Origin of the sequence: Halomonas getboli, from assembly GCF_023094245.1 — a bacterium.
GTDB lineage: Bacteria > Pseudomonadota > Gammaproteobacteria > Pseudomonadales > Halomonadaceae > Halomonas > Halomonas getboli.
The window spans coordinates 177,824-194,659 of sequence record NZ_JALMEW010000002.1 but is presented as its reverse complement, the minus strand read 5'-3'; the positions used below and the strand labels follow the sequence as shown (position 1 = coordinate 194,659).

The 16,836-nt window shown below is 67.4% G+C and carries 33 protein-coding genes, 1 tRNA gene and 2 pseudogenes; 23 read left to right on the top strand and 13 right to left on the bottom strand.

From position 1 onward, the window contains the following. Nucleotide 1: 1 nt before the first annotated feature. From MYL53_RS05925 to MYL53_RS05865, 13 genes and pseudogenes are all read right to left on the bottom strand, one after another. Complete coding sequence (locus tag MYL53_RS05925; protein ID WP_247852709.1) at nt 2-235, bottom strand: hypothetical protein; 234 nt, start codon at nt 233-235, stop codon at nt 2-4. An 8-nt stretch (nt 236-243) separates the two neighbouring features. Then, nucleotides 244-660: pseudogene (gene ssb, locus MYL53_RS05920) on the bottom strand (single-stranded DNA-binding protein); the annotation flags it as partial. Between the two features lie 22 nt (nt 661-682). Further along, nucleotides 683-1,597 carry a DNA-methyltransferase gene (locus MYL53_RS05915; RefSeq protein ID WP_247852708.1) on the bottom strand — a complete coding sequence of 305 codons (915 nt, stop codon included), beginning with the start codon at nt 1,595-1,597 and terminating at the stop codon, nt 683-685. A gap of 9 nt (nt 1,598-1,606) precedes the next feature. After that, on the bottom strand, nt 1,607-2,986 hold the full coding sequence (locus MYL53_RS05910; RefSeq protein WP_247852707.1) for a helicase-related protein: 1,380 nt from the start codon (nt 2,984-2,986) through the stop codon (nt 1,607-1,609). After that, the gene (locus tag MYL53_RS05905; RefSeq protein WP_247852706.1) at nt 2,983-3,510 is read right to left on the bottom strand and encodes a death domain-containing protein; all 528 of its coding nucleotides are present in this window, start codon (nt 3,508-3,510) and stop codon (nt 2,983-2,985) included. Before MYL53_RS05905 ends, MYL53_RS05910 begins: the two co-directional genes overlap by 4 nt. After that, complete coding sequence (locus tag MYL53_RS05900; RefSeq protein ID WP_247852705.1) at nt 3,507-3,857, bottom strand: hypothetical protein; 351 nt, start codon at nt 3,855-3,857, stop codon at nt 3,507-3,509. The genes MYL53_RS05905 and MYL53_RS05900 overlap by 4 nt, the downstream gene beginning before the upstream one ends. Before the next feature lie 10 nt (nt 3,858-3,867). Continuing rightward, a complete protein-coding gene (locus MYL53_RS05895; protein ID WP_247852704.1) occupies nt 3,868-4,182 on the bottom strand; it encodes a hypothetical protein in 315 nt (104 codons plus the stop codon). Further along, complete coding sequence (locus MYL53_RS05890) at nt 4,179-4,496, bottom strand: hypothetical protein (RefSeq protein ID WP_247852703.1); 318 nt, start codon at nt 4,494-4,496, stop codon at nt 4,179-4,181. Before MYL53_RS05890 ends, MYL53_RS05895 begins: the two co-directional genes overlap by 4 nt. Next, nucleotides 4,493-4,804 (bottom strand): hypothetical protein, encoded by a 312-nt coding sequence (locus tag MYL53_RS05885; RefSeq protein ID WP_247852702.1) that lies wholly within the window; start codon nt 4,802-4,804, stop codon nt 4,493-4,495. Before MYL53_RS05885 ends, MYL53_RS05890 begins: the two co-directional genes overlap by 4 nt. Beyond that, nucleotides 4,801-5,121 carry a hypothetical protein gene (locus MYL53_RS05880; protein WP_247852701.1) on the bottom strand — a complete coding sequence of 107 codons (321 nt, stop codon included), beginning with the start codon at nt 5,119-5,121 and terminating at the stop codon, nt 4,801-4,803. Before MYL53_RS05880 ends, MYL53_RS05885 begins: the two co-directional genes overlap by 4 nt. Continuing rightward, on the bottom strand, nt 5,118-5,501 hold the full coding sequence (locus tag MYL53_RS05875; protein WP_247852700.1) for a response regulator transcription factor: 384 nt from the start codon (nt 5,499-5,501) through the stop codon (nt 5,118-5,120). Before MYL53_RS05875 ends, MYL53_RS05880 begins: the two co-directional genes overlap by 4 nt. 150 nt (nt 5,502-5,651) lie before the next feature. Beyond that, entirely contained in the window at nt 5,652-6,131 is a 480-nt protein-coding gene (locus tag MYL53_RS05870) for a hypothetical protein (protein ID WP_247852699.1), read from the bottom strand. A gap of 48 nt (nt 6,132-6,179) precedes the next feature. Next, nucleotides 6,180-6,848: an XRE family transcriptional regulator gene (locus MYL53_RS05865; protein WP_247852698.1), complete on the bottom strand. Its 669-nt coding sequence runs from the start codon at nt 6,846-6,848 to the stop codon at nt 6,180-6,182. 104 nt (nt 6,849-6,952) lie between these two features. Between MYL53_RS05865 and MYL53_RS05860 the strand changes: the two genes are divergently transcribed. The 23 genes and pseudogenes from MYL53_RS05860 to MYL53_RS05755 all read left to right on the top strand — a co-directional run bounded on the left by MYL53_RS05860 (nt 6,953) and on the right by MYL53_RS05755 (nt 16,833). Next, a complete protein-coding gene (locus MYL53_RS05860; RefSeq protein ID WP_247852697.1) occupies nt 6,953-7,156 on the top strand; it encodes a Cro/CI family transcriptional regulator in 204 nt (67 codons plus the stop codon). Nucleotides 7,157-7,197: 41 nt separating this feature from the next. Then, nucleotides 7,198-7,989: pseudogene (locus MYL53_RS05855) on the top strand (helix-turn-helix domain-containing protein); the annotation flags it as partial. 31 nt (nt 7,990-8,020) lie between these two features. Further along, nucleotides 8,021-8,809, top strand: a complete 789-nt coding sequence (locus tag MYL53_RS05850; protein WP_345740358.1) for a replication protein P — start codon at nt 8,021-8,023, stop codon at nt 8,807-8,809. A 2-nt stretch (nt 8,810-8,811) separates the two neighbouring features. Further along, complete coding sequence (locus tag MYL53_RS05845) at nt 8,812-9,150, top strand: hypothetical protein (protein ID WP_247852696.1); 339 nt, start codon at nt 8,812-8,814, stop codon at nt 9,148-9,150. After that, complete coding sequence (locus tag MYL53_RS05840; RefSeq protein ID WP_247852695.1) at nt 9,143-9,466, top strand: helix-turn-helix domain-containing protein; 324 nt, start codon at nt 9,143-9,145, stop codon at nt 9,464-9,466. The genes MYL53_RS05845 and MYL53_RS05840 overlap by 8 nt, the downstream gene beginning before the upstream one ends. After that, nucleotides 9,450-9,680: a hypothetical protein gene (locus MYL53_RS05835; protein WP_247852694.1), complete on the top strand. Its 231-nt coding sequence runs from the start codon at nt 9,450-9,452 to the stop codon at nt 9,678-9,680. Before MYL53_RS05840 ends, MYL53_RS05835 begins: the two co-directional genes overlap by 17 nt. Beyond that, complete coding sequence (locus tag MYL53_RS05830) at nt 9,677-10,477, top strand: hypothetical protein (protein WP_247852693.1); 801 nt, start codon at nt 9,677-9,679, stop codon at nt 10,475-10,477. The genes MYL53_RS05835 and MYL53_RS05830 overlap by 4 nt, the downstream gene beginning before the upstream one ends. After that, nucleotides 10,474-10,782 (top strand): hypothetical protein, encoded by a 309-nt coding sequence (locus tag MYL53_RS05825; RefSeq protein ID WP_247852692.1) that lies wholly within the window; start codon nt 10,474-10,476, stop codon nt 10,780-10,782. The genes MYL53_RS05830 and MYL53_RS05825 overlap by 4 nt, the downstream gene beginning before the upstream one ends. A 37-nt stretch (nt 10,783-10,819) precedes the next feature. Then, entirely contained in the window at nt 10,820-11,137 is a 318-nt protein-coding gene (locus MYL53_RS05820; RefSeq protein WP_247852691.1) for a hypothetical protein, read from the top strand. Continuing rightward, entirely contained in the window at nt 11,134-11,334 is a 201-nt protein-coding gene (locus tag MYL53_RS05815; protein WP_247852690.1) for a hypothetical protein, read from the top strand. The genes MYL53_RS05820 and MYL53_RS05815 overlap by 4 nt, the downstream gene beginning before the upstream one ends. Nucleotides 11,335-11,395: 61 nt before the next feature. Next, on the top strand, nt 11,396-12,055 hold the full coding sequence (locus tag MYL53_RS05810; RefSeq protein WP_247852689.1) for a metallophosphoesterase: 660 nt from the start codon (nt 11,396-11,398) through the stop codon (nt 12,053-12,055). After that, complete coding sequence (locus tag MYL53_RS05805) at nt 12,052-12,609, top strand: VRR-NUC domain-containing protein (protein ID WP_247852688.1); 558 nt, start codon at nt 12,052-12,054, stop codon at nt 12,607-12,609. Before MYL53_RS05810 ends, MYL53_RS05805 begins: the two co-directional genes overlap by 4 nt. After that, nucleotides 12,563-13,336, top strand: coding sequence for a hypothetical protein (locus tag MYL53_RS05800; protein WP_247852687.1), 774 nt, complete (start codon nt 12,563-12,565; stop codon nt 13,334-13,336). The genes MYL53_RS05805 and MYL53_RS05800 overlap by 47 nt, the downstream gene beginning before the upstream one ends. Nucleotides 13,337-13,457: 121 nt before the next feature. Then, nucleotides 13,458-13,531, top strand: a tRNA-Met gene (locus tag MYL53_RS05795). Nucleotides 13,532-13,659: 128 nt separating this feature from the next. Further along, nucleotides 13,660-13,911 (top strand): hypothetical protein, encoded by a 252-nt coding sequence (locus MYL53_RS05790; protein ID WP_247852686.1) that lies wholly within the window; start codon nt 13,660-13,662, stop codon nt 13,909-13,911. Continuing rightward, on the top strand, nt 13,908-14,405 hold the full coding sequence (locus tag MYL53_RS05785; protein WP_247852685.1) for a lysozyme: 498 nt from the start codon (nt 13,908-13,910) through the stop codon (nt 14,403-14,405). Before MYL53_RS05790 ends, MYL53_RS05785 begins: the two co-directional genes overlap by 4 nt. Beyond that, nucleotides 14,398-14,619: a hypothetical protein gene (locus tag MYL53_RS05780; protein ID WP_247852684.1), complete on the top strand. Its 222-nt coding sequence runs from the start codon at nt 14,398-14,400 to the stop codon at nt 14,617-14,619. Before MYL53_RS05785 ends, MYL53_RS05780 begins: the two co-directional genes overlap by 8 nt. Further along, nucleotides 14,616-15,119, top strand: a complete 504-nt coding sequence (locus tag MYL53_RS05775; protein ID WP_247852683.1) for a hypothetical protein — start codon at nt 14,616-14,618, stop codon at nt 15,117-15,119. The genes MYL53_RS05780 and MYL53_RS05775 overlap by 4 nt, the downstream gene beginning before the upstream one ends. Next, nucleotides 15,082-15,204 carry a hypothetical protein gene (locus MYL53_RS17250; protein WP_282103419.1) on the top strand — a complete coding sequence of 41 codons (123 nt, stop codon included), beginning with the start codon at nt 15,082-15,084 and terminating at the stop codon, nt 15,202-15,204. Before MYL53_RS05775 ends, MYL53_RS17250 begins: the two co-directional genes overlap by 38 nt. Next, entirely contained in the window at nt 15,201-15,353 is a 153-nt protein-coding gene (locus MYL53_RS05770) for a hypothetical protein (RefSeq protein WP_247852682.1), read from the top strand. Before MYL53_RS17250 ends, MYL53_RS05770 begins: the two co-directional genes overlap by 4 nt. A 149-nt stretch (nt 15,354-15,502) precedes the next feature. Beyond that, on the top strand, nt 15,503-15,685 hold the full coding sequence (locus MYL53_RS05765; RefSeq protein ID WP_247852681.1) for a hypothetical protein: 183 nt from the start codon (nt 15,503-15,505) through the stop codon (nt 15,683-15,685). A gap of 212 nt (nt 15,686-15,897) precedes the next feature. Continuing rightward, nucleotides 15,898-16,206, top strand: a complete 309-nt coding sequence (locus MYL53_RS05760) for an HNH endonuclease (RefSeq protein ID WP_247852680.1) — start codon at nt 15,898-15,900, stop codon at nt 16,204-16,206. Between the two features lie 150 nt (nt 16,207-16,356). Continuing rightward, complete coding sequence (locus MYL53_RS05755; RefSeq protein ID WP_247852679.1) at nt 16,357-16,833, top strand: hypothetical protein; 477 nt, start codon at nt 16,357-16,359, stop codon at nt 16,831-16,833. The last annotated feature ends 3 nt before the right edge of the window (nt 16,834-16,836 follow it).

Here is a 16,836-nt window from a genome sequence, read left to right as displayed (position 1 = left end):
GTCACGCTCTCCGATAGGCCGGCAGCTCGCCGGCGGTGGTGGTGGGCTGGATGGCGCCGCGCTGGAGCCAGTCGTGCAGGGCGGCCACGGCCAGGCCGAAGCGTCCGCCGGGGCTGAGGCGTCGCCAGTCGGCGCTCTGGTAGCCCATGACCACACCGATGTAGGTGAGCAGGCCGCCGAATGCGAGGCAGATGCCGGCGAGCACCACGCCGATGGCAATCACGAATGGGGTCATCACTGGAACCCTCCCTGGTCGTAGCCGTGGGGCGCGCCGTAGCCGTCGTCGAACCCGCCGGGCTGGCTGGCGCCGGTGTCGCTGGCGCTGCGGGTGTCGAGCATTTGCATGTCGTTGGCGACGATCTCGGTGGAGTACTTGTCGACGCCGTTCTGGTCCTGCCACTTGCGCGTCTGCAGGCGGCCCTCGACGTAGACGCGCGCGCCCTTGCGCAGGTACTGCTGGGCGACCTCGGCGAGCTTGTTGAACATCACCACCCGGTGCCATTCGGTGCGCTCCTGGCGCTGGCCGCTCTGGCGATCGGTCCAGGTGTCGGTGGTGGCGAGGTTGAGGTTGGCCACCGCGGTGCCGCTGGGCGTGAACCGGACCTCGGGGTCTTGCCCGAGGTTGCCGATGAGGATGACCTTGTTGATGCCACGGGCCATGTGGGCCTCCTTGTGCGGGTGGTTACGCCTGAGCGCTGGCAGGGGTGGATGTGCTGGCGCTGGCGAACATGTCGACCGGCTCCTGCTCGGCGTCGTGCAGATTCTTGAGGGCCAGGCGCCAGTAGCTCTCCTTGAGCTCGACGGCCACGGCCTTGCGGCCCATCTTGATGGCGCTCACTGGCTCGCTGCCGATGCCGCCGAACGGGCTCAGCACGGTGTCGCCGGGGTTGGTCCAGAGATCGATGGCGCGCTCGATCACGTCGAGTTGCAGCGGGCAAATGTGGCGCTCGTCGTCCGGGTCGCGGCCGTCGCGATAGGCCAGCGTGCGGCTGGGGTTGATGTCCATCCACACCGGCGAGGCGTAGCGCTGCCAGCGCTCAACGGGGAAGGTCTCGTTGGTGTGGCTGACCGGCTCGGGGTTCTCGCCCGGCTTGCGCATGGTGACCAGGTAGTCGGGGATGCCCTGGCGGCTCATCGCCGAGTCCTTTTTGATCTGCTTGTGCAGTAGGCCGAGCGCCTTGGTCCGCTGCATGGCGGTCACCGGGTCCTTCCAGATGCAGACTTCCGAGTGAAAGATCCAGCCCTCGGCGATGAAGGCCTTGATCAGGTCGCCGCGGAAGTCCTTGAGGCCGATGTAGCCGTCCCGCACCTTCGAGGCCGGCAGGTTCATGCAATGGAATGACAGCAGCCGGCCTGGCTTGGTGACGCGGTACAGCTCACGCACGAGGTACTGGAACTGCGCACTGAACTCGTCGTCGTCCTGGACATTGCCCATGTCGAAGTCGCTATTCGAGTAGGTGTAGAGCGACGCGAACGGCGGCGAGAAGATGGTGTAGTCGATGGACGCCTCCGGCATGTTGCCGATGACGTGCACGCAGTCGCCGTGGTACATGGCCCAATCGGCGCCGAGCTCCTGGTTCAGGACCTTGCCTTTCATGATCGCTCCTTAGGCCACCCAGGCGGGCAGCACCATATCGACGGTGGGGTGGTAGTCGGTTTTCTCGATGGCGGCAGCCTGGCCGGAATCCATGGCGTCCTTCATGTGCTCCACCATGGCGGCCTGCATATCCTCCATCTGGCGTTCCTTGCGCTCGACGTTGTGCTTGATCGCGCCCAGGCTTTCGGCGCTGACGATGTGGCTGTGCACCTCCCGGGCCTGGCCGAATCGCCAGCAGCGGCGGACGGCCTGATACATCTGCTCGAAGCTGTCATCCAGTCCGACGAACGCCATGCGGGCGCAGTGCTGCAAGTTCAGGCCCATGCCGGCGATACTCGGCTTGGTGACCAGCACCCGGACGCTGCCGTCGAGGAAGCCGTTGATGGCTTGCTCCTTCTTCTCGATGCTGTCGCTGCCGCGCACCTCGACGGCACCCTGGATCGCCTTGGCCAGCGCGTCGGACTCGTCGTTGGTGTGGCACCACACCAGCCAGGGCTCGCCCGGCTCCTGAGCGACGGTCTCGGCTACCTTGGCCACCCGCTCGGCCAGCGTCTCTTTCTTCGCCTGGCGTCGCTCGCTGAGGCTCTGCGCGATGGACGTGAACATGTCGTCGCCGTACTCGCTGGCTACCAGGTGCTCGTGGGTGTGCAGGGTCGGGAGAATGTAGCCGTCGTCCTCGAAGCCAATGTCCGACGGCAGGCGGATGGTCACCGCCCATGACGCCAGCCACTGCCAGAATCGCTTGGCGCCATGCCCCTTGAGGCGCCACTTACTGGTGTCGCCACCGTCGTGGGTGAAGAACATGGCCAACATCTCGTCCATTCCCATGATCCCCAGGAACTCTGCCTGGTTGCCGAGTTCCATGTGATCGTTCGGCGAGGGCGTGGCAGTGCACGAAAGCCGGTAGGGGCAGGCCTTCCAGTCGTCGATGATCTTGCGCCGGGTCTTACCGTCGCGGTTCTTGAGGATGCTCGACTCGTCCAGCACGATGCCGGCGAAGGCTTCGGGGGCGAAGTTGTCGAGCATCTCGTAGTTGGTGACGTAGACCCCGTCCGGCGTGGCCGGTATCTCCCGCACGTACTCGACATGGACGCCGAACTTTGCGGCCTCCTGCTGGGTCTGGCGGGCGACGCACAGCGGCGCGGCGATCAGCACGGGCAGGCCAGTACGCTCGGCGACATGCCCCGCCCAGGTGGCTTGCATGGCCGTCTTTCCCAGGCCAGTGTTGGCGAAGATGGCCGCCCGGCCGCGGCGCAGCGCCCAGCGCACGATGTGGACCTGAAACCCCTTTAGCGGCAGGCCGCCGAAGCCTAAGTCGGCACACTCGAAGCCGCTCGGCTGATCCTGCTTGGTCTTGTTCCTGACGAAATCGAGGTACTCGACGTTCATGACGACAGCTCCGCTTGGCTGGTGGAGGGGCGGGCGAAGTACTCGCGCCACGGCACGTGCCGGCCGTCGACCAGGAAGCCCCAGCCGTCGCCGCGTTCGCGGCCGGTGATGAACAGCGTCACGGCGCCGTCCTGGCAGACGTCGGTGATGCGGTGGTAACGGCGCACGCCGATCTCGGCGGTGTCGCCGGGCTGGCGCGAGGTCAGGTGCTGGCCGTGGCGTTCCTCGAGGTACCAGCCGCGGAGGATCAGGGTGCGGGCGTCCCACGGGTGGTCATGCAGGTGCTCGTCCTCGTCCGGCTTGCGGATGACGTGTAGGCGAACCGACACCGGGCACCAGGGCCGGCGGGCCACGCGGGTGGCGTTGTCGTAGGGGTTGAACAGCCAGTAGCGCTCCATGTACGTCTCGCCGTTCTTGACGATGTGCGAGTACGGGGTGCGCATGGCCCGGCGCAGCAGCCAGCGGGTGACCGCGGGGCGGCTGGCGAGGTGGGCGATGGCCTTCCAGATCGGGGTGGGGATCATGACGAAATCTCCCCGTGAGGGCCGATCAGACTTCCGTCATCCAGCCGGATGGCATTGATGCCGATACCATCGACCTCTTCGTGCTCGAGGAACACGCCCGAGTACCCGCCGCTCTCCGGCTCGACGACGAGCTTCACGACCAGCCCTTTCGAGCGCCCAATGATGACCTCGCCGGCCTTGGGAAGATCACCGTCCTCGTTGCCGAAATGGCGCTTCGCTTCATCGAGCCCATAGGCGCTCTCGCAGCATCCGGCCTCGATGATCGGGCCGGCGATGGAGGTGAACGCCTGCTGGATTGCCCGCGGGTTCACGCCTACCTGCATTGCCTTAATGGTGTGCTTGGCCATTGATCTCTCCTCAGAACTGCACCGGATGGCGCTGGCGCTGGGCCAGGTGCAGCAGGTGGGAATGGCGGATGGCGGGGCACTGCTCGGCGGCGGTGCCGCGGTAGTCGGGCTGGCCGACGCGCAGGTTGATCGGCACGTTGCGCGCTGCCTCGGCGATCCAGAGGGCGACGTCCTGGCAGTACTGGCGCTGGGCGGTGTCGTTCACCGGGGCGCTCGGTGTCTGGCCGATGGCCACGCCGGTGGCCAGGGCGACGCCGATCACCAGGGCGGCGAATCCGCCGCCGAGGCTGGTGGCCGCGGTGTTGTTGTGCGGTTGGCGGTTCATGCGGCGACTCCCTGGGTGACCCGGACGCTGCCGTCGCGGGCCATGGCCAGCAGCAGGTCGGCCAGGCACTGAGTGGCGGCGGCCTCGGTGGCGTGCGGCCGGGCGGTGTGGATGACCAGCAGCGTGCGGGTGCTGGGCACGCGGATGGCGGGGCGCCAGGCCGGGTTGTTGTTGCGGTCGATGATCGGCACGGCCAGCAGCTCAGTGTCGGGCGCGGCGGCGCCGTGGCGCTCGGCGTGTTGCAGCCAGGCGGCGGCGAGGTCGTGGACCGGCACGGGCAGCACCAGCGCGGCGGCGGGGATGACGTGGTTCATGACGGCTGACCTCCATGGCGGATGGTGCGGAGCTGCTGGGCGATTTCTTCGAGCCTGTCGAGGGTGTCGAGCCAGTCATCGCGGCGGTGGTAGTTGCCGGGCAGCGTGACGCTGATCGGCTCCTGGGCTTTCAGCCCTTCGCCATGCCCGGTGAGCTCGAAGATCGTGATGGCGATGGCGCCGAATTGACCGGATTGCTCGACGTCCACGGCGTAGATCATGCGATCGCTGATTTCCTCGGCCAGATCGGTGATCTCGTGGACGCGGCTGCGGATGAGCTGGCGCAGGGTCTGGTCGACGATGCTCATGACAGCGGGCCCTCCATCAGGTAGCCGGTGAGGCGGTGGATGGCGGCGCCGAGCTGGTTGACGGCCTCGGCGGCCGGCCGGTCGTCGCGGGGCAGTACGATGTCGTCCACCGAGAGCAGGCGGCCGGCTGGCGCCGTGCGGATGGTGAGGCGCACGCAGTGGTTGGCGCCCTGGTAATCGGCATCGGCGTGGTAGCGCCCCATCAGGCTCACGGCCATGGCGTATTCGTGAAGCTGCATGACGGTGGCGCTGATGCCGGTGGCTAGACCGTGGCGGCGGTACAGCTCGCTGAGGGTGTTGGGGGTGGCGTAGCTCATGCGAACAGGCTCCCGAGGTCGCGCCGGGCGACCCGGCTGGTGGCGGACATTTGCTGGCGCGTGCGGGCCGGCTGGCGGACGCGCTGGATGTGCTGGCCGCTGAGGTCGGCGACCATCAGCGCCAGCACCAGGGGAGCGATCCACCCTCGGCGGATGGCCTCGGCCACGGCGGCAGTGCCGCGGTGCACGCCCAGGCGGCCGTAGACGCGCATCAGGCTGTGCTTGACGGTGGCCGGCTGGATGCCGAACTCGCGGGCGATCTCCTTGGCGGAGAGGCCGCTGGCCAGGGCCATGAGGTGCTGGGCTTCGCGTGGGGCGAGCTGGCCGGAGTGGCGATCCGGGTTGGCCGTGGCCTGCCAATTGCCGAAGGTGAGTTGCATGGCTGTTCCCCTGTCTTGTTTTCTGAACTCAGCGTATAGCGACCTAAACATGGCGTCAAGGAAGAAAGTTCAGAAAATCAAACATCGGGGCAACAAAAAACCCGCCTCATTGGGCGGGCTAGGTGGGCGTTATCGGTATGCCGATAACGGTCAGCGGCGGGCTTCGGCTTGCTGCATGCACTGGAGGTAGTAGTTGTTGGAGAACCTCAGCACCCAGCGATTCTGCATGGGCTCGGTCGAGAACCGTGGATCCTGAAATGCTTCCATTATCATGGTGTGGAGCAGGCTATTGTCGCCGACTCGGCCCATCATCTCGCGCATGGAGGCCCCGTTCTGTCGCGCCCTCATGACGGTCTCAGCAGTTTCCGAGATGCTGCTGCATATCTCATGGTCGGTGGCGGGCTTGGGAGGGGCTGGTGCAGGAGGTTCCGCTGGCTCTGGTGCCGTCGCCCGCGGCGGGACAGATGCTTGAGGATCAGGCTCGGGAACAGTGACGTGATCTACTGCTGTGCCGGGCGGGCAGGGTGCGCTCTGCCACGTGGGCTGACCATTGATCTCGCATCGGTTGACCTGGGCGTGAGCGGTGCCGGCCAGCAGTGCGGCGGCAATGATAATCGGGGCGGTTCGCATGGTGACCTCCTGTCATGAGTGCATTCCAGCGGGCGCCGCCCCGGTGAGTCAGGGCATATAGCGAGAGGGCTTCACGATGGCGCCAACGTAATGAATCCGCATCACCTCTTCCTCGAAGACGTGCAGCGGCTCGAAGTCGTTGTTGATGCTGTCGAATCGGTACTGGCCGTCACGTAGCCAGGTGAACACCTTGATCATGCACTGCCCGTCGCGCGTGCAGACCAGCACCTCGTCGCCGTTGACGTAGGGGTGATTGGGCTCGATGACGACGTACTCGTGGTGCTTGATGCGCGGCATCATGCTGTTGCCGACCACCCGTAGGCCGTAAGCGTCGGCGTCCTGGCTTTCCACCATCACGTAGCCGTCACCCTGCTCAACAGGGTAGTCCAATGCCTCGAAGTAGCCGCATGGGCCGAGCTGCGCCGATCCCTTCACAGGCACCCTCCCTTGGCTGACGCCCACGGCGGGGCCTTCCACATTCGAGTGACTCTCTGCCTGGTATGACGCGGGGGTTTCAGCAGTCCTCTCGGCCCCCGTCGCCAGATAGTGCGGTGACCGCCGCAAGACCGTAGCGAGGCGCAGCAGCACCTCTCCGCCGGGATGGGTTGTCCCGGCCTCCCATTGGCTCACTGTGCCCTTTGAGCGCCCGATCTTGTCGCCGAGCGCCTGCTGGGAGAGCCCCTGCTGTAAGCGCAATGCTCGGATGCGCTGGCCCATCGTTTGATTATCCATGTTCAGTAGATTAAACCCCGTGGGTGTTTAGAATCTTGCATCACAGTGGATAGAAACCTAAACTCGGTGGGCACACAGGAGGCCCGCCCATGACCAAGCAGGATGTTCTCGACCACTTCGGCGGCACCATCGCCGCCGCCAAGGCCCTCGGCCGCTCGAAGGGCGCCGTGAGCCAGTGGCCCGATCAGCTGCCCGCGAATCTCCAGTTCGAGATCGAGGGCCGTACCGCTGGCGCTCTGCGCGCCGACACCTCCAAGCGTAAGCCGAAACCGGCCCGCGCTCAGCGCGCTTGAGGTTGCTGTATGGGCATCCATGAACAACACGAGGTGCGTCCATGAGCCTGGCTGCGATGCACTGGGCGCGTCAGTCGCTCAAGACGCTGCCCGCCACGGTGAAGGCGCCGGCCCGCCTGGCGCTGATGCTGCTGGCCGATTACGCCGACGAGCAACACGCCTGCTGGCCGTCGATCTCCACCATGGCGCTGGAGATGGGCTGCGGCGTTCGCAGCGTGCAGCGCGCGGTGGACCTGCTCGAGGAACATGGCCTGCTGAAGGTCGAGGTGCGGCACGCGACGAACGGTCGGCAAATGTCGAACCGCTACCACCTGGCCGTGATCGAGCGCTTCGGGGGAGGGTGCCAATCTGACACCCCCTCTATGTCTGGCCAATCCGGGGAGGGTGCCAAATTGACACCCCCCGAGGGTGTCAATTTGACAGGGGAGGGTGTCACCACTGACAGGGGGAGGGTGTCACCGGTGACACCCCTTGAATCTACCACTATGAATCAAACACCCTCTCACTCTGACGCGGGCGCGAGCGATTCGCCGGGCGTGTTCGGCCAGGACCTGGACGACGACGGCCAGCCGCTGAACGCCCCCGCCGATCCTGCCGACCCCGAGCCGCCCCTGGCTGGCCATCGCCAGCGCCAGCAACCGATGACCCTGGACTGGGAACCCGACCTGCCCACCTGGCAGCGTGCCTGCTGGGAGCGTGGGCTGCCCCCCGATGCCGACGTGCACCACGCCCTGCTGGACTTCCGCGAGCACTTTGCCGCCCTGCCTGGGCGCACTGCCACCCCCGCCGACTGGACCCGCCGCTTTGCGCGCTGGGTGCAGGAGAACCTGCGCCGCCAGGCGCCTGCCACCGGAGGAAACGCCCATGTCTCAAGCGATGCCGGAGCTGCTGGCGCAACAGACCCAGCGGCTCGCCGCCGGCGAGTGCGCGAACAGCTCGCCGACCCGAACGACACCAGCTGGGCCGACGGCTGGTGGCCAAGCGAAGGCGGAGACGACGCCCCGGCCGGAGACGCTGGCGCTGGTGAATCAGGTGTTCACCCGGCTGGCGGCGCTGTACCCGCGGACCTGGGAGAGCGCGTTCCCGAGCGAGAGCGTGCTGGCGCTGAGCAAGCGCGAGATGGCCATGGAGCTGGCCCGATGGGTGGCTCTGCCGACGCGTCCGGTGGTGGAACGGGCGATGAGCGATCTGAAGCGCGAGGGGAATACCTGGCCGCCGACGATCCCTGTGCTGATCAGGCTGCTGGCGCCTACGCCGGAGGACTTCGGTATGCCGGCGGTCGCTGAGGCCTGGCGCGAGGTGACGGCCCACGCCCACGAGCCGCGCCGCCACCGCTGGAGCCACGAGGCCGTGCGCATGGCGGGCAACGCGGTGGGCTGGTGGGAGCTGACCCACGTGCAGCCCAGCCGGGTCGAGCGCCTGGAGCGCCGGTTCGCCAAGGAGTATCAGGCCCTGGTCAACCGGGTGATGGCCGGCGAGACGCTGACCGAGCGCCAGCTGCTCGAGCACGACAGCCGCCGCTCGCCGGCGGAGCTGGCCGAGCGGGCTGGCCGAGAGGAGGCTCAGCGCCGCGCGGAGGCCGCCGGGCTGAAACAACGCATGAGTGGCCGCGAGGGCATCGCCGCCCTGCGTGGCGTACTGGGAGGGAAGTGACCATGGCCGCACTGATGCAACCCACCGGCAACGAGGTCTCCCGCGAGGGGCTGGACGATGTGCGCCGCTCCGGGCGGTCCGCGCGCCAGCAGGTCAGGATCATGGCCGCCCTCTACTGGTGCGCCAAGGGGGAGGGTTGGACCCGTCAAGAGCTTGCAGAGCTGCCGGGGATCCCGCTTTCCAGCGTTTGCCCGCGCTGCCACGAGCTGCTCGCTCTCCAACTGATCGATGTGATCGGAACCGTGGGCAAGCCGGCCCGGCAGGTGCTGGGCATCACTGACAAGGGCGTCGACTGGCTGCTGGCGCTGGCGAGCGACGAGGGAGGGAAGGGCGATGCGTGACCAGACCATCACACTCGAGCGCGCGGTGCTGCTGGCGCTGATGAGCTACGGCGACCCGCGCGACGGGCTGGACGTGAACCACCTGTGGCGTCGTCTCACCACCGCCGACGGCGCGGGCCCGAGCTGGCGCTCGGTGGCCAGCACCGTGACCCGCCTGGAGCGCCAGGGGTATCTCGAGATCGTCGACGAAGCCCAGGTGGGCGAGGACTGCCACCCGCTCTATGCCCTCACCGACGCCGGCCGCGCGCTGGCCCGCCAATCCCAGCAGCTGCGCCCGCAGGGCCTCGAGGAGTTTCGTCGTGGCGAGCATTCATGAGGTATCGGTGGCGGATGGCATGTTCGCCGCCCAGCACGACATCAGCCTGAGCGAGGCCACGGCCTACCGCCGCGGTGGCGAGGCGCGGGATCGGGGCGCGCAGCTCCACGCCGATGCGCTCAGCACCTACGACGCCTGGTTCGCCGCCGGCTGGCACGACCGGGACATGGCACACGGCAACCGGGTCATCCAGGCCCAAGGGGTGGCGGCATGAACAGCCCGGCCAATATCGACGACCGCATCCGCCTGACCAAGCTGCAGGCGCAGGTGATGCAGGCAGTGACCTCGGAGCACCAGCAGACCCGCCGCGGCGTGCCGATGGTCATCGTGCAGGCGTACTGCAACGCCCGCTCCGATTGCGATCAGGACCGTGTGCTCAACGCGCTCACCAAGCTGCGCGCCGCGGGCCTGATTCACGTGAAGGGCGAGGCGGTATGGCCCGCCCCGGCGGCCATGGATCATGTCGCGCCCGGTGCGCCGCTCGACGACGAGCCCGCCGCGGGGCCTCAGCCGAACACCGCGCCAGCAGCCGACCGCGACACCCGCGCCCCGGTGCGCCCCGCCAGCCGTGACACGATGCGTCCCCGGGCTGGCGGTGCGCCCAAGCCGGTGACGCGGCCTGCTCCCATCTCGGTGGCCACCGCTGACCTCAAGACCTGCCGCCTCTGCCGGGTGACGTTCCGCCGCCCGGATGAGGCGCCGATCCCTGAGGACCTGTGCGAGCGCTGCCATAACGCCCGGGAGGCTGTCGGCTGGTCGACAATCCCTGAGCCCGAGTCCATCCGCTACGCGACTCGCGGCGATGACCTGGTGGTGCCGAGCAGTCCGTTCTATCAGCCCGCCGGCATCACCCTTTCGCTCGAGCTGTTCCAGCGCTGCGTGGCGATGCACCGCACGCTGCTGGCGCAGGCCGGTGATGGCTACGCCCAGGGCGAGCAGGACGCCGGGCAGGAGCTGCAGTGGCTGATGGAGACCGGGCGCCAGCTGGTGGCCGCGGGAGGTGAGACATGAGCTACGAGATCGAGTATCGCAGCAAGCTCCAGTGCTCCGAGACCGCCGCCGCTGATATGGGCTGGCGCGGGCGCCTGGCACATCGCCTGCGCCAGCTAGCCGCCCGCCTCGATGGCGACCTGTCGCTGCGCCTGAGGGTGGAGACCCTTCCGTGCCTGGAGCGTCATGACGTGGCCCGCTGCGTCGAGCGTGGGCTTGAGCACGCCAACAGCCTCCTTACCGATGCCTGCCGGGCTGAGGCGCTCGAGGGCGTGCTGCGCGCCGAATGCAGTGAGCTCTATGACGACGAGGTGGGGAGTGAGTAGCCAGGGCAAGGGCGGTCGGCTGGCGCGGGAGGCCGCGATGCTCGGCGAGCTGCCGGTGTTCGGCCTCTATCTCGATGCTCGCATCCGACACCAGAAGGGCATGACCGAGACGCAGATGCCGGACGGCACCCACACCCCGGAGGAAGCCGCCGACGCGATCCGCCGGGCCTGCGGGGTGGAGAGCCGCGCCGATCTGGATCACAACGACGACGCCGCGGCCATGTTCCGCCGGATCGTGAGCGACTTCGGCAACTGGAAGCGTCGCGCCGAGCGGGCCGGCGCTTTATCCGCTATGGGGGATAACTGCGAAATATCCCCCGCAGCGGATAGCCACCACGGGAGGGTTGCATTGTGAGCGACTGGCTTTACGACCTCGCCGCCAGGCGGCTGCGCGCCGCCACCGGCCACTTCGACGCGGCGACCGATCTATTCAAGCAGGGCCGTGGGTTTGACGGCTGGTTCCGGGCGATGCCCGCCTACATCAACCAGTGGGTCGGCCTGCGCCTCGGCGACCTGGCAGCGGCCATCGAACGCGCACGGGGTGATTCATGAGCGACAAGAACGCCGAGAAGCCGCCCGAACGGCGGTACGTGAACAATCCGAGGAGGGTGTGATGATCGAACGGCATGAGGCCAACATCCGGGGCCGCGACTTCTTCGTCGGCGACATCCACGGCCAGCTGGATCTACTGAACTCAGAAATGAGTCGAGTGGGCTTCGACAAGGCTGTCGACCGGCTCTTCAGCGTGGGCGACCTGATTGATCGCGGCGCCCGCTCGCTCGATTGCCTGTCGCTGCCGTTCGAGCCTTGGTTCCACGGGGTGCGCGGCAACCACGAGATGCTGGCGCATGACGCCCTGCTGCGCGACAACGACGGCGACTGGATGCCGTACAACCTCTGGATGGTGAACGGTGGTGCCTGGTCGGTGGGCGAGAACGCCTACGAGGTGAAGACGATCCTGGCCGAGGCGCTCGAGCATCTGCCATATGCCAGGGAGGTCGTGGTCGACGGCAAGCGCGTCGGGATGGTCCACGCCGAGCCGCCTGCGGATTGGGCTGACGTTGTTCGCCCTTCGCTGATCCAGCAGCTGGTGTGGGGGCGTACCCGCATCAGCCAGCAGGACGAGACGCCGGTGATCGGCATCGATGCGGTGGTGGTGGGCCACACCATCGTCGGCGCGCCTACCCAGCTGGGCAACGTCCATTACATCGACACCGGAGCGTTCTGCACCGGCAAGCTGACGCTGATCGAAGCGCGGGAGCTGCTGGTATGAGCACCCGCAACTACGTCCGGGCCACGCCGCGCCGCAAGCCCACCGCCTCCGGCAAACCCCGGCGCAAGCCGGTCGATTGGGAGGGGCAGGAGCAGGCGGCGGTGATGACCTGGCTGAAGGCCGAAAAGATCCGTGGCACGGATGTGGGAGAGCTGTACGACGCCACCTATCACGTGCCCAACGGCGGGTATCGGCTGGCCAAGGAAGCGGGGCGGATGAAGGCCCAAGGCGTGAAGGCTGGGGTGAGCGATCTGGTCGTCCGGCAGGCGCGGGGTGGATGGCACGGGCTCTATCTCGAGTTCAAGGCCACGCCGCCCCGGGATGCCGCGCTGGCCGACAGTCAGCATGCGTGGTTGGACGATAGCGAGTACGAGGGGTATTGCCCGGCGCTGGCGCGGGGCTTCGATGAAGCGAAGGCCGTATTGCGGGAGTACGTCAGCTGGCCGCGCACCCAGGTGGTGGGCGATCAGCTGGCGCTGGAGAACGGGTCGGAATGGAAACGGGGAGATGGCGATGACGATGGCAGCACTGGCGCAGACCGAGGGGAGCGGTAACGTGACGGCACAGACCAGGGATTACGAGCGCATGGGCATCTGGCGGCTGGCTGAGCTGGCGCGCCAGCAGCACCCGGAGCACGACGACGAAGCGACGCGGGTGTTCGTCCGCCGGATCCTCGACATGGAGGTGGAGCGCCGCACGCTGCACGGGACCGACCATCTGCAGGGCGTCGGCGGCAGCGCGATCGCTCCGGGGTATGCACCCGGCGGCACGGACATCGCCCGGGAGCCGCTGGCCAACCTCTACGACCGGGGTATCCGCTACCACGAGAGCCACGAGGCGGTGCGCCGCTGGCTGGCATGGGCGAACATCCCCGAGCGCCAGCTGCTGGCGCTGCTGATCCAGGCGCGAAAGTTGGACCGCCGGGTGCAGGGCAGCGAGTGGGCGGCGAGCTATGAAGCGATCGCGGCCAACATCGGCAGCTATGCCCGGCAGCTGGGCTTTTTCTGCGTGGAGGGGCATCGATTCGACTGCGTCGAGGATCAGCCGACGGATCCGGGGAAGCGCCAGTGGCAGGTGGTGCCGCGAAGCGAGGCTGAGCGGGAAGAGATGGCCGAGCGTCACGCCAGGGTGCAAGAGGAGGGCGTGCGCCGCCGGGTGCGGACCTCTCACCTGGTGCCAACGTTCAAGAATGGCCAGGCGATCAAGGATGCAGCGAAGTCGGCAAAGGCGCAGCTGATCCTGCTGGCCAAGATAGGTTATCCACAGGATGCGATTGTTTAGCACAAGATGTTGCGCTTTCTCCACGGTTGATCTACTGTATCTGTAGCTTGGCGATCGATCCGCCAGGCGCCAGACATTACCACGGCCCGCCGGCTCGCCCCGGCGGGCCGTTTGCGTTTGCAGCGGATGGGTCAGACAGCAAGACGCCGGGCTCATAACCCGGAGAAGTCGGTGCAACTCCGGCATCCGCTACCAGTTTATGCCGCCCGGTGCGTTCCCCTTGCCGCGCCACTCCCGCGGGCGGCTCCCTTTCTGTGATGGCGCCGCCTGGCGTCTTGCCCCACGTGCGGGGCCTTTTCTTCATGCCCAGACGACGAGGCGCTATGTCTACCCGGATCGCAGTCGAGGAGAGCATTCGAACCGCGCCGGTAGGCGTTGGCTGGCTCACGTTCGTGAAAGCTGACCCCGGCACTCAGGTCGGTGTCGTCGCCGGCGTGCTGACGTGCATCTATCTGCTGGGGCAGGTGTGGTGGATCTGGCGCCGCGCCCGCATCGAGGACGAGAAGCTCGAGATGCTCAAGCGCGAGCACCAGGCCGCGATGGCCGGCAGGGATTCGGAGGACGGCGAGCCGTGAGCATCAAGCGTTTCGTTGGCCTGGGCCTCGGTGGCACCGCCCTGGCGCTCGCCGCCGGCACGGTGAGCTTCTTCGAGGGCAAGGAGAATTCGGCTTACTTCGACCCGGTAGGTGTGGTGACCGTCTGCTATGGCCACACGGCCACGGCTCGGATCGGCCAGACCCTCAGCGACGAGGAGTGCGGCCGGCTGCTGGCTGGTGACCTGGGCGATGCGTTCGATGCGGTCGACGATCGTGTGACGGTTGATCTGCCGCCGACACGCCGGGCCGCGCTGGCCTCGTTCGTTTACAACGTGGGGGCGGGGGCCTTCGGCCGATCGACCCTGCTGCGAAAGTTGAACGCCGGCGAGACGGTGGCGGCCTGCAACGAGCTGGCCCGCTGGACCTATGCCGGTGGCGAGGAGCTTCCGGGGCTGGTGAAGCGCCGCGATGTCGAGCGCTGGCTCTGCCTCTATGACGAATACGCGCCGCTGGTCGCGGGTGATCATGAGTAACGCCACCGCCGACGCCGACCGCTGGAAGAATCGCCGTCGCCTCGCCCACTGGGCCATGGCCGCGGCGATCCTCGAAACGGCGGGCCTGTTCTGGCTGGAGCTGCCGGCCGCGGCCCTGTGGCCGACCTACGGCCTGTGGGGAACGATCATCGGCGCCTACATGGGCACCGCCGTGTGGGATGACGTGGTGGCCCGCAAGCTGGGGCAGCTATGAGCACCCTGATTCGATTGGTACCGGGGTGGGCCTGGGCCGCATTGCTGGCCACGGCGCTCGCCGCCGGAGGCTGGCTCTACCTGCAGGGCGTGCAGGCATCACGCGATGCCGCCATCGCCCAGCGTGACGCCGCGCGGGCCGCTCTCGAAAAATCCCAGGGGGAGGTCGCTGCGCTGACCAGTGCCCTGGAGTGGCGCCGCGAGAACGCCCGCCGCCTGCTGGCTGCCCTCGAACAGCGCGAGCAGGCCCTGGCCGCCGCACGCGACCGAATCAACGAACACCGGGCGGCCCTCGACCGGCTGGAGGACACCGATGCGGAGGTTCGCGAGTGGGCTGATCGCCCTGTGCCTGATGCTGTTGCTGACTGGCTGCGCGCTCTGCCCGACGCAGACGGTGCCGGTGCTGGTGACGCCAATCGTTCCGCCGAGCCTGACCAGCCCCCTGCCGGCGCCAGCCGGGCGCGTGGCGACGAATCGCGGGCTGCTGGACCTGCTGGCTGACTACGAAGCGCTGCGCATCCGCGCCAACAAGGATCGCGCCGCAGTGGTCGAGATCCTCGCCCACGACGCTGGCGACGAGGAATGAACCACCGGGGCCCTGTCATCCAGCGCTGCCGCGACACGGCGGCCGGCATCGGCACCGTGCTGCTGCTGGTCGTCTGGGCTGCCGGGCTGCTGATCAGCGCCTGCCACTCGCACCAGCAACGTCACACCCCGCGGGGACCAAGGAGGTGATCCGCCATCTCCGGGCCGGGCTCCGGTGACCCCGGCATGCCGGCAGCGCGCCGCGAGGTGCTGCGCCGGCCCAACACAGGGTATCGACATGGCATGCGCCGCCTGCGAACGCCGCCGAGCGTGGATCAAGAAATGGAGGGCCGAGGCCCATGAGCGAGCGCGCCGAGCAGCTGCTCGAGCAACTGGTCGCGGATCAGCGCCAGACGCTGATCGAGCAGCAGAAGACCAATCAGCTGCTGACCCTGCTGATCGAGGCCCTGGCTGCTGAGGATCAAGAAGAGGTGGGGCGGCAGGATGCTACCACTTGGCTAGATGGCAGTCCGGCAGAATGACCGCTGGCAAGTGAGGTCGTGATGAAGCCGCATATTGAGCGAGATCCGTGGTCTGGATCGAACATTGGCTATCGATGCATGAGTGCCAAATACAAAGCAGGCGGCCGCATCGTCGGTCGGGGTAAGACCCCGCAAGACGCATACGAGGACTGGACTTGGTTGTTCCGTGGCCACATGCAAGCGGTGCACCGGCATGAGGCTGGAACCGCCTGATGGACACCCGCCCTTGGCGCCACCTCTACAACACGCGTCGCTGGCATCGCCTGCGGGCTGCCCAGCTGCGCGACGAGCCGCTGTGCCGGTTCTGCCGTGACCTCGGCCGTGTGACCCCGGCCAAGGTGGCCGACCACATCACCCCGCACAAGGGCGGCGAGGCGCTGTTCTTCGACGCTGACAACCTGCAGTCGCTGTGCAAGACGTGCCACGACTCGGCCAAGCAGCGCCAGGAGAAGACAGGCAGCCTGCCCGGATGCGATCTGGACGGCCTGCCGCTCGACCCTGACCACCCCTGGCGTGCATGAGCCGGATTCATGCAGAAACGCGAACTGGTCGCATCAAGGGGAGGGGGTGGGTCGAAAGTCCAGCGCCAACCGGCGAAAACCGCCGCCGAATTTTCGGTTCATCGCTAACACAGTTTTTTCCATTAACCCTGCGCATATTGGGGGTTCCTTATGAGCAAGCGCGACCGCCGTCAGCGGAGCGACAGCGCCGCCGCGCATGTGTCGGCAGTGCGCGCTGCCGCCGAGGGTGTCATCGAGCCGCCGGCCTATGTCGACGTGCCTGACGACGCCCGCCCGTTCTGGGATGCCATCATGCTCACCCGCGCCGCGGACTCATGGACGCCGGGCGACCTGGTGCTCGCCTCGCACCTGGCTCGTGTGAACGCTGACATCAATCACTACCTCAAGCAGGCCGAAGAGAAGGGCCGGGTTTCCGAGGGAATGATGGGCCCCGCCCCGTCCGCCGAGCACAAGGTGCTGAAGGATCTGCACGCCCAGTCGCTCTCGCTGAGCCGCTCGCTCCAGGTTCACGCCCGGGCCACGCAGGGCGAGTCCCGCGATCAGCGCAAGCGCAACGATCTCCACCAGCATGCCAACGAGGTGATGACCGACCAGGATGACGGCCTGATCGCACGCCCCATGCACTGAGGT

What these genes read in the sequence shown, in the direction of transcription:
- MYL53_RS05885 (WP_247852702.1), bottom strand. Translation starts at nt 4,804, where the DNA reads ATGAGCATCGTCGACCAGACCCTGCGCCAGCTCATCCGCAGCCGCGTC.
- MYL53_RS05905 (WP_247852706.1), bottom strand. Translation starts at nt 3,510, where the DNA reads ATGATCCCCACCCCGATCTGGAAGGCCATCGCCCACCTCGCCAGCCGC.
- MYL53_RS05915 (WP_247852708.1), bottom strand. Translation starts at nt 1,597, where the DNA reads ATGAAAGGCAAGGTCCTGAACCAGGAGCTCGGCGCCGATTGGGCCATG.
- MYL53_RS05840 (WP_247852695.1), top strand. Translation starts at nt 9,143, where the DNA reads ATGCGTGACCAGACCATCACACTCGAGCGCGCGGTGCTGCTGGCGCTG.
- MYL53_RS05875 (WP_247852700.1), bottom strand. Translation starts at nt 5,501, where the DNA reads ATGCAACTCACCTTCGGCAATTGGCAGGCCACGGCCAACCCGGATCGC.
- MYL53_RS05860 (WP_247852697.1), top strand. Translation starts at nt 6,953, where the DNA reads ATGACCAAGCAGGATGTTCTCGACCACTTCGGCGGCACCATCGCCGCC.
- MYL53_RS05755 (WP_247852679.1), top strand. Translation starts at nt 16,357, where the DNA reads ATGAGCAAGCGCGACCGCCGTCAGCGGAGCGACAGCGCCGCCGCGCAT.
- MYL53_RS05895 (WP_247852704.1), bottom strand. Translation starts at nt 4,182, where the DNA reads ATGAACCGCCAACCGCACAACAACACCGCGGCCACCAGCCTCGGCGGC.
- MYL53_RS05805 (WP_247852688.1), top strand. Translation starts at nt 12,052, where the DNA reads ATGAGCACCCGCAACTACGTCCGGGCCACGCCGCGCCGCAAGCCCACC.
- MYL53_RS05770 (WP_247852682.1), top strand. Translation starts at nt 15,201, where the DNA reads ATGAACCACCGGGGCCCTGTCATCCAGCGCTGCCGCGACACGGCGGCC.
- MYL53_RS05890 (WP_247852703.1), bottom strand. Translation starts at nt 4,496, where the DNA reads ATGAACCACGTCATCCCCGCCGCCGCGCTGGTGCTGCCCGTGCCGGTC.
- MYL53_RS05900 (WP_247852705.1), bottom strand. Translation starts at nt 3,857, where the DNA reads ATGGCCAAGCACACCATTAAGGCAATGCAGGTAGGCGTGAACCCGCGG.
- MYL53_RS05800 (WP_247852687.1), top strand. Translation starts at nt 12,563, where the DNA reads ATGGCGATGACGATGGCAGCACTGGCGCAGACCGAGGGGAGCGGTAAC.
- MYL53_RS05810 (WP_247852689.1), top strand. Translation starts at nt 11,396, where the DNA reads ATGATCGAACGGCATGAGGCCAACATCCGGGGCCGCGACTTCTTCGTC.
- MYL53_RS05830 (WP_247852693.1), top strand. Translation starts at nt 9,677, where the DNA reads ATGAACAGCCCGGCCAATATCGACGACCGCATCCGCCTGACCAAGCTG.
- MYL53_RS05825 (WP_247852692.1), top strand. Translation starts at nt 10,474, where the DNA reads ATGAGCTACGAGATCGAGTATCGCAGCAAGCTCCAGTGCTCCGAGACC.
- MYL53_RS05925 (WP_247852709.1), bottom strand. Translation starts at nt 235, where the DNA reads ATGACCCCATTCGTGATTGCCATCGGCGTGGTGCTCGCCGGCATCTGC.
- MYL53_RS05780 (WP_247852684.1), top strand. Translation starts at nt 14,398, where the DNA reads ATGAGTAACGCCACCGCCGACGCCGACCGCTGGAAGAATCGCCGTCGC.
- MYL53_RS05870 (WP_247852699.1), bottom strand. Translation starts at nt 6,131, where the DNA reads ATGCGAACCGCCCCGATTATCATTGCCGCCGCACTGCTGGCCGGCACC.
- MYL53_RS05775 (WP_247852683.1), top strand. Translation starts at nt 14,616, where the DNA reads ATGAGCACCCTGATTCGATTGGTACCGGGGTGGGCCTGGGCCGCATTG.
- MYL53_RS05865 (WP_247852698.1), bottom strand. Translation starts at nt 6,848, where the DNA reads ATGGGCCAGCGCATCCGAGCATTGCGCTTACAGCAGGGGCTCTCCCAG.
- MYL53_RS05820 (WP_247852691.1), top strand. Translation starts at nt 10,820, where the DNA reads ATGCTCGGCGAGCTGCCGGTGTTCGGCCTCTATCTCGATGCTCGCATC.
- MYL53_RS05880 (WP_247852701.1), bottom strand. Translation starts at nt 5,121, where the DNA reads ATGAGCTACGCCACCCCCAACACCCTCAGCGAGCTGTACCGCCGCCAC.
- MYL53_RS05850 (WP_345740358.1), top strand. Translation starts at nt 8,021, where the DNA reads ATGTCTCAAGCGATGCCGGAGCTGCTGGCGCAACAGACCCAGCGGCTC.
- MYL53_RS05790 (WP_247852686.1), top strand. Translation starts at nt 13,660, where the DNA reads ATGTCTACCCGGATCGCAGTCGAGGAGAGCATTCGAACCGCGCCGGTA.
- MYL53_RS05845 (WP_247852696.1), top strand. Translation starts at nt 8,812, where the DNA reads ATGGCCGCACTGATGCAACCCACCGGCAACGAGGTCTCCCGCGAGGGG.
- MYL53_RS05910 (WP_247852707.1), bottom strand. Translation starts at nt 2,986, where the DNA reads ATGAACGTCGAGTACCTCGATTTCGTCAGGAACAAGACCAAGCAGGAT.
- MYL53_RS05760 (WP_247852680.1), top strand. Translation starts at nt 15,898, where the DNA reads ATGGACACCCGCCCTTGGCGCCACCTCTACAACACGCGTCGCTGGCAT.
- MYL53_RS05765 (WP_247852681.1), top strand. Translation starts at nt 15,503, where the DNA reads ATGAGCGAGCGCGCCGAGCAGCTGCTCGAGCAACTGGTCGCGGATCAG.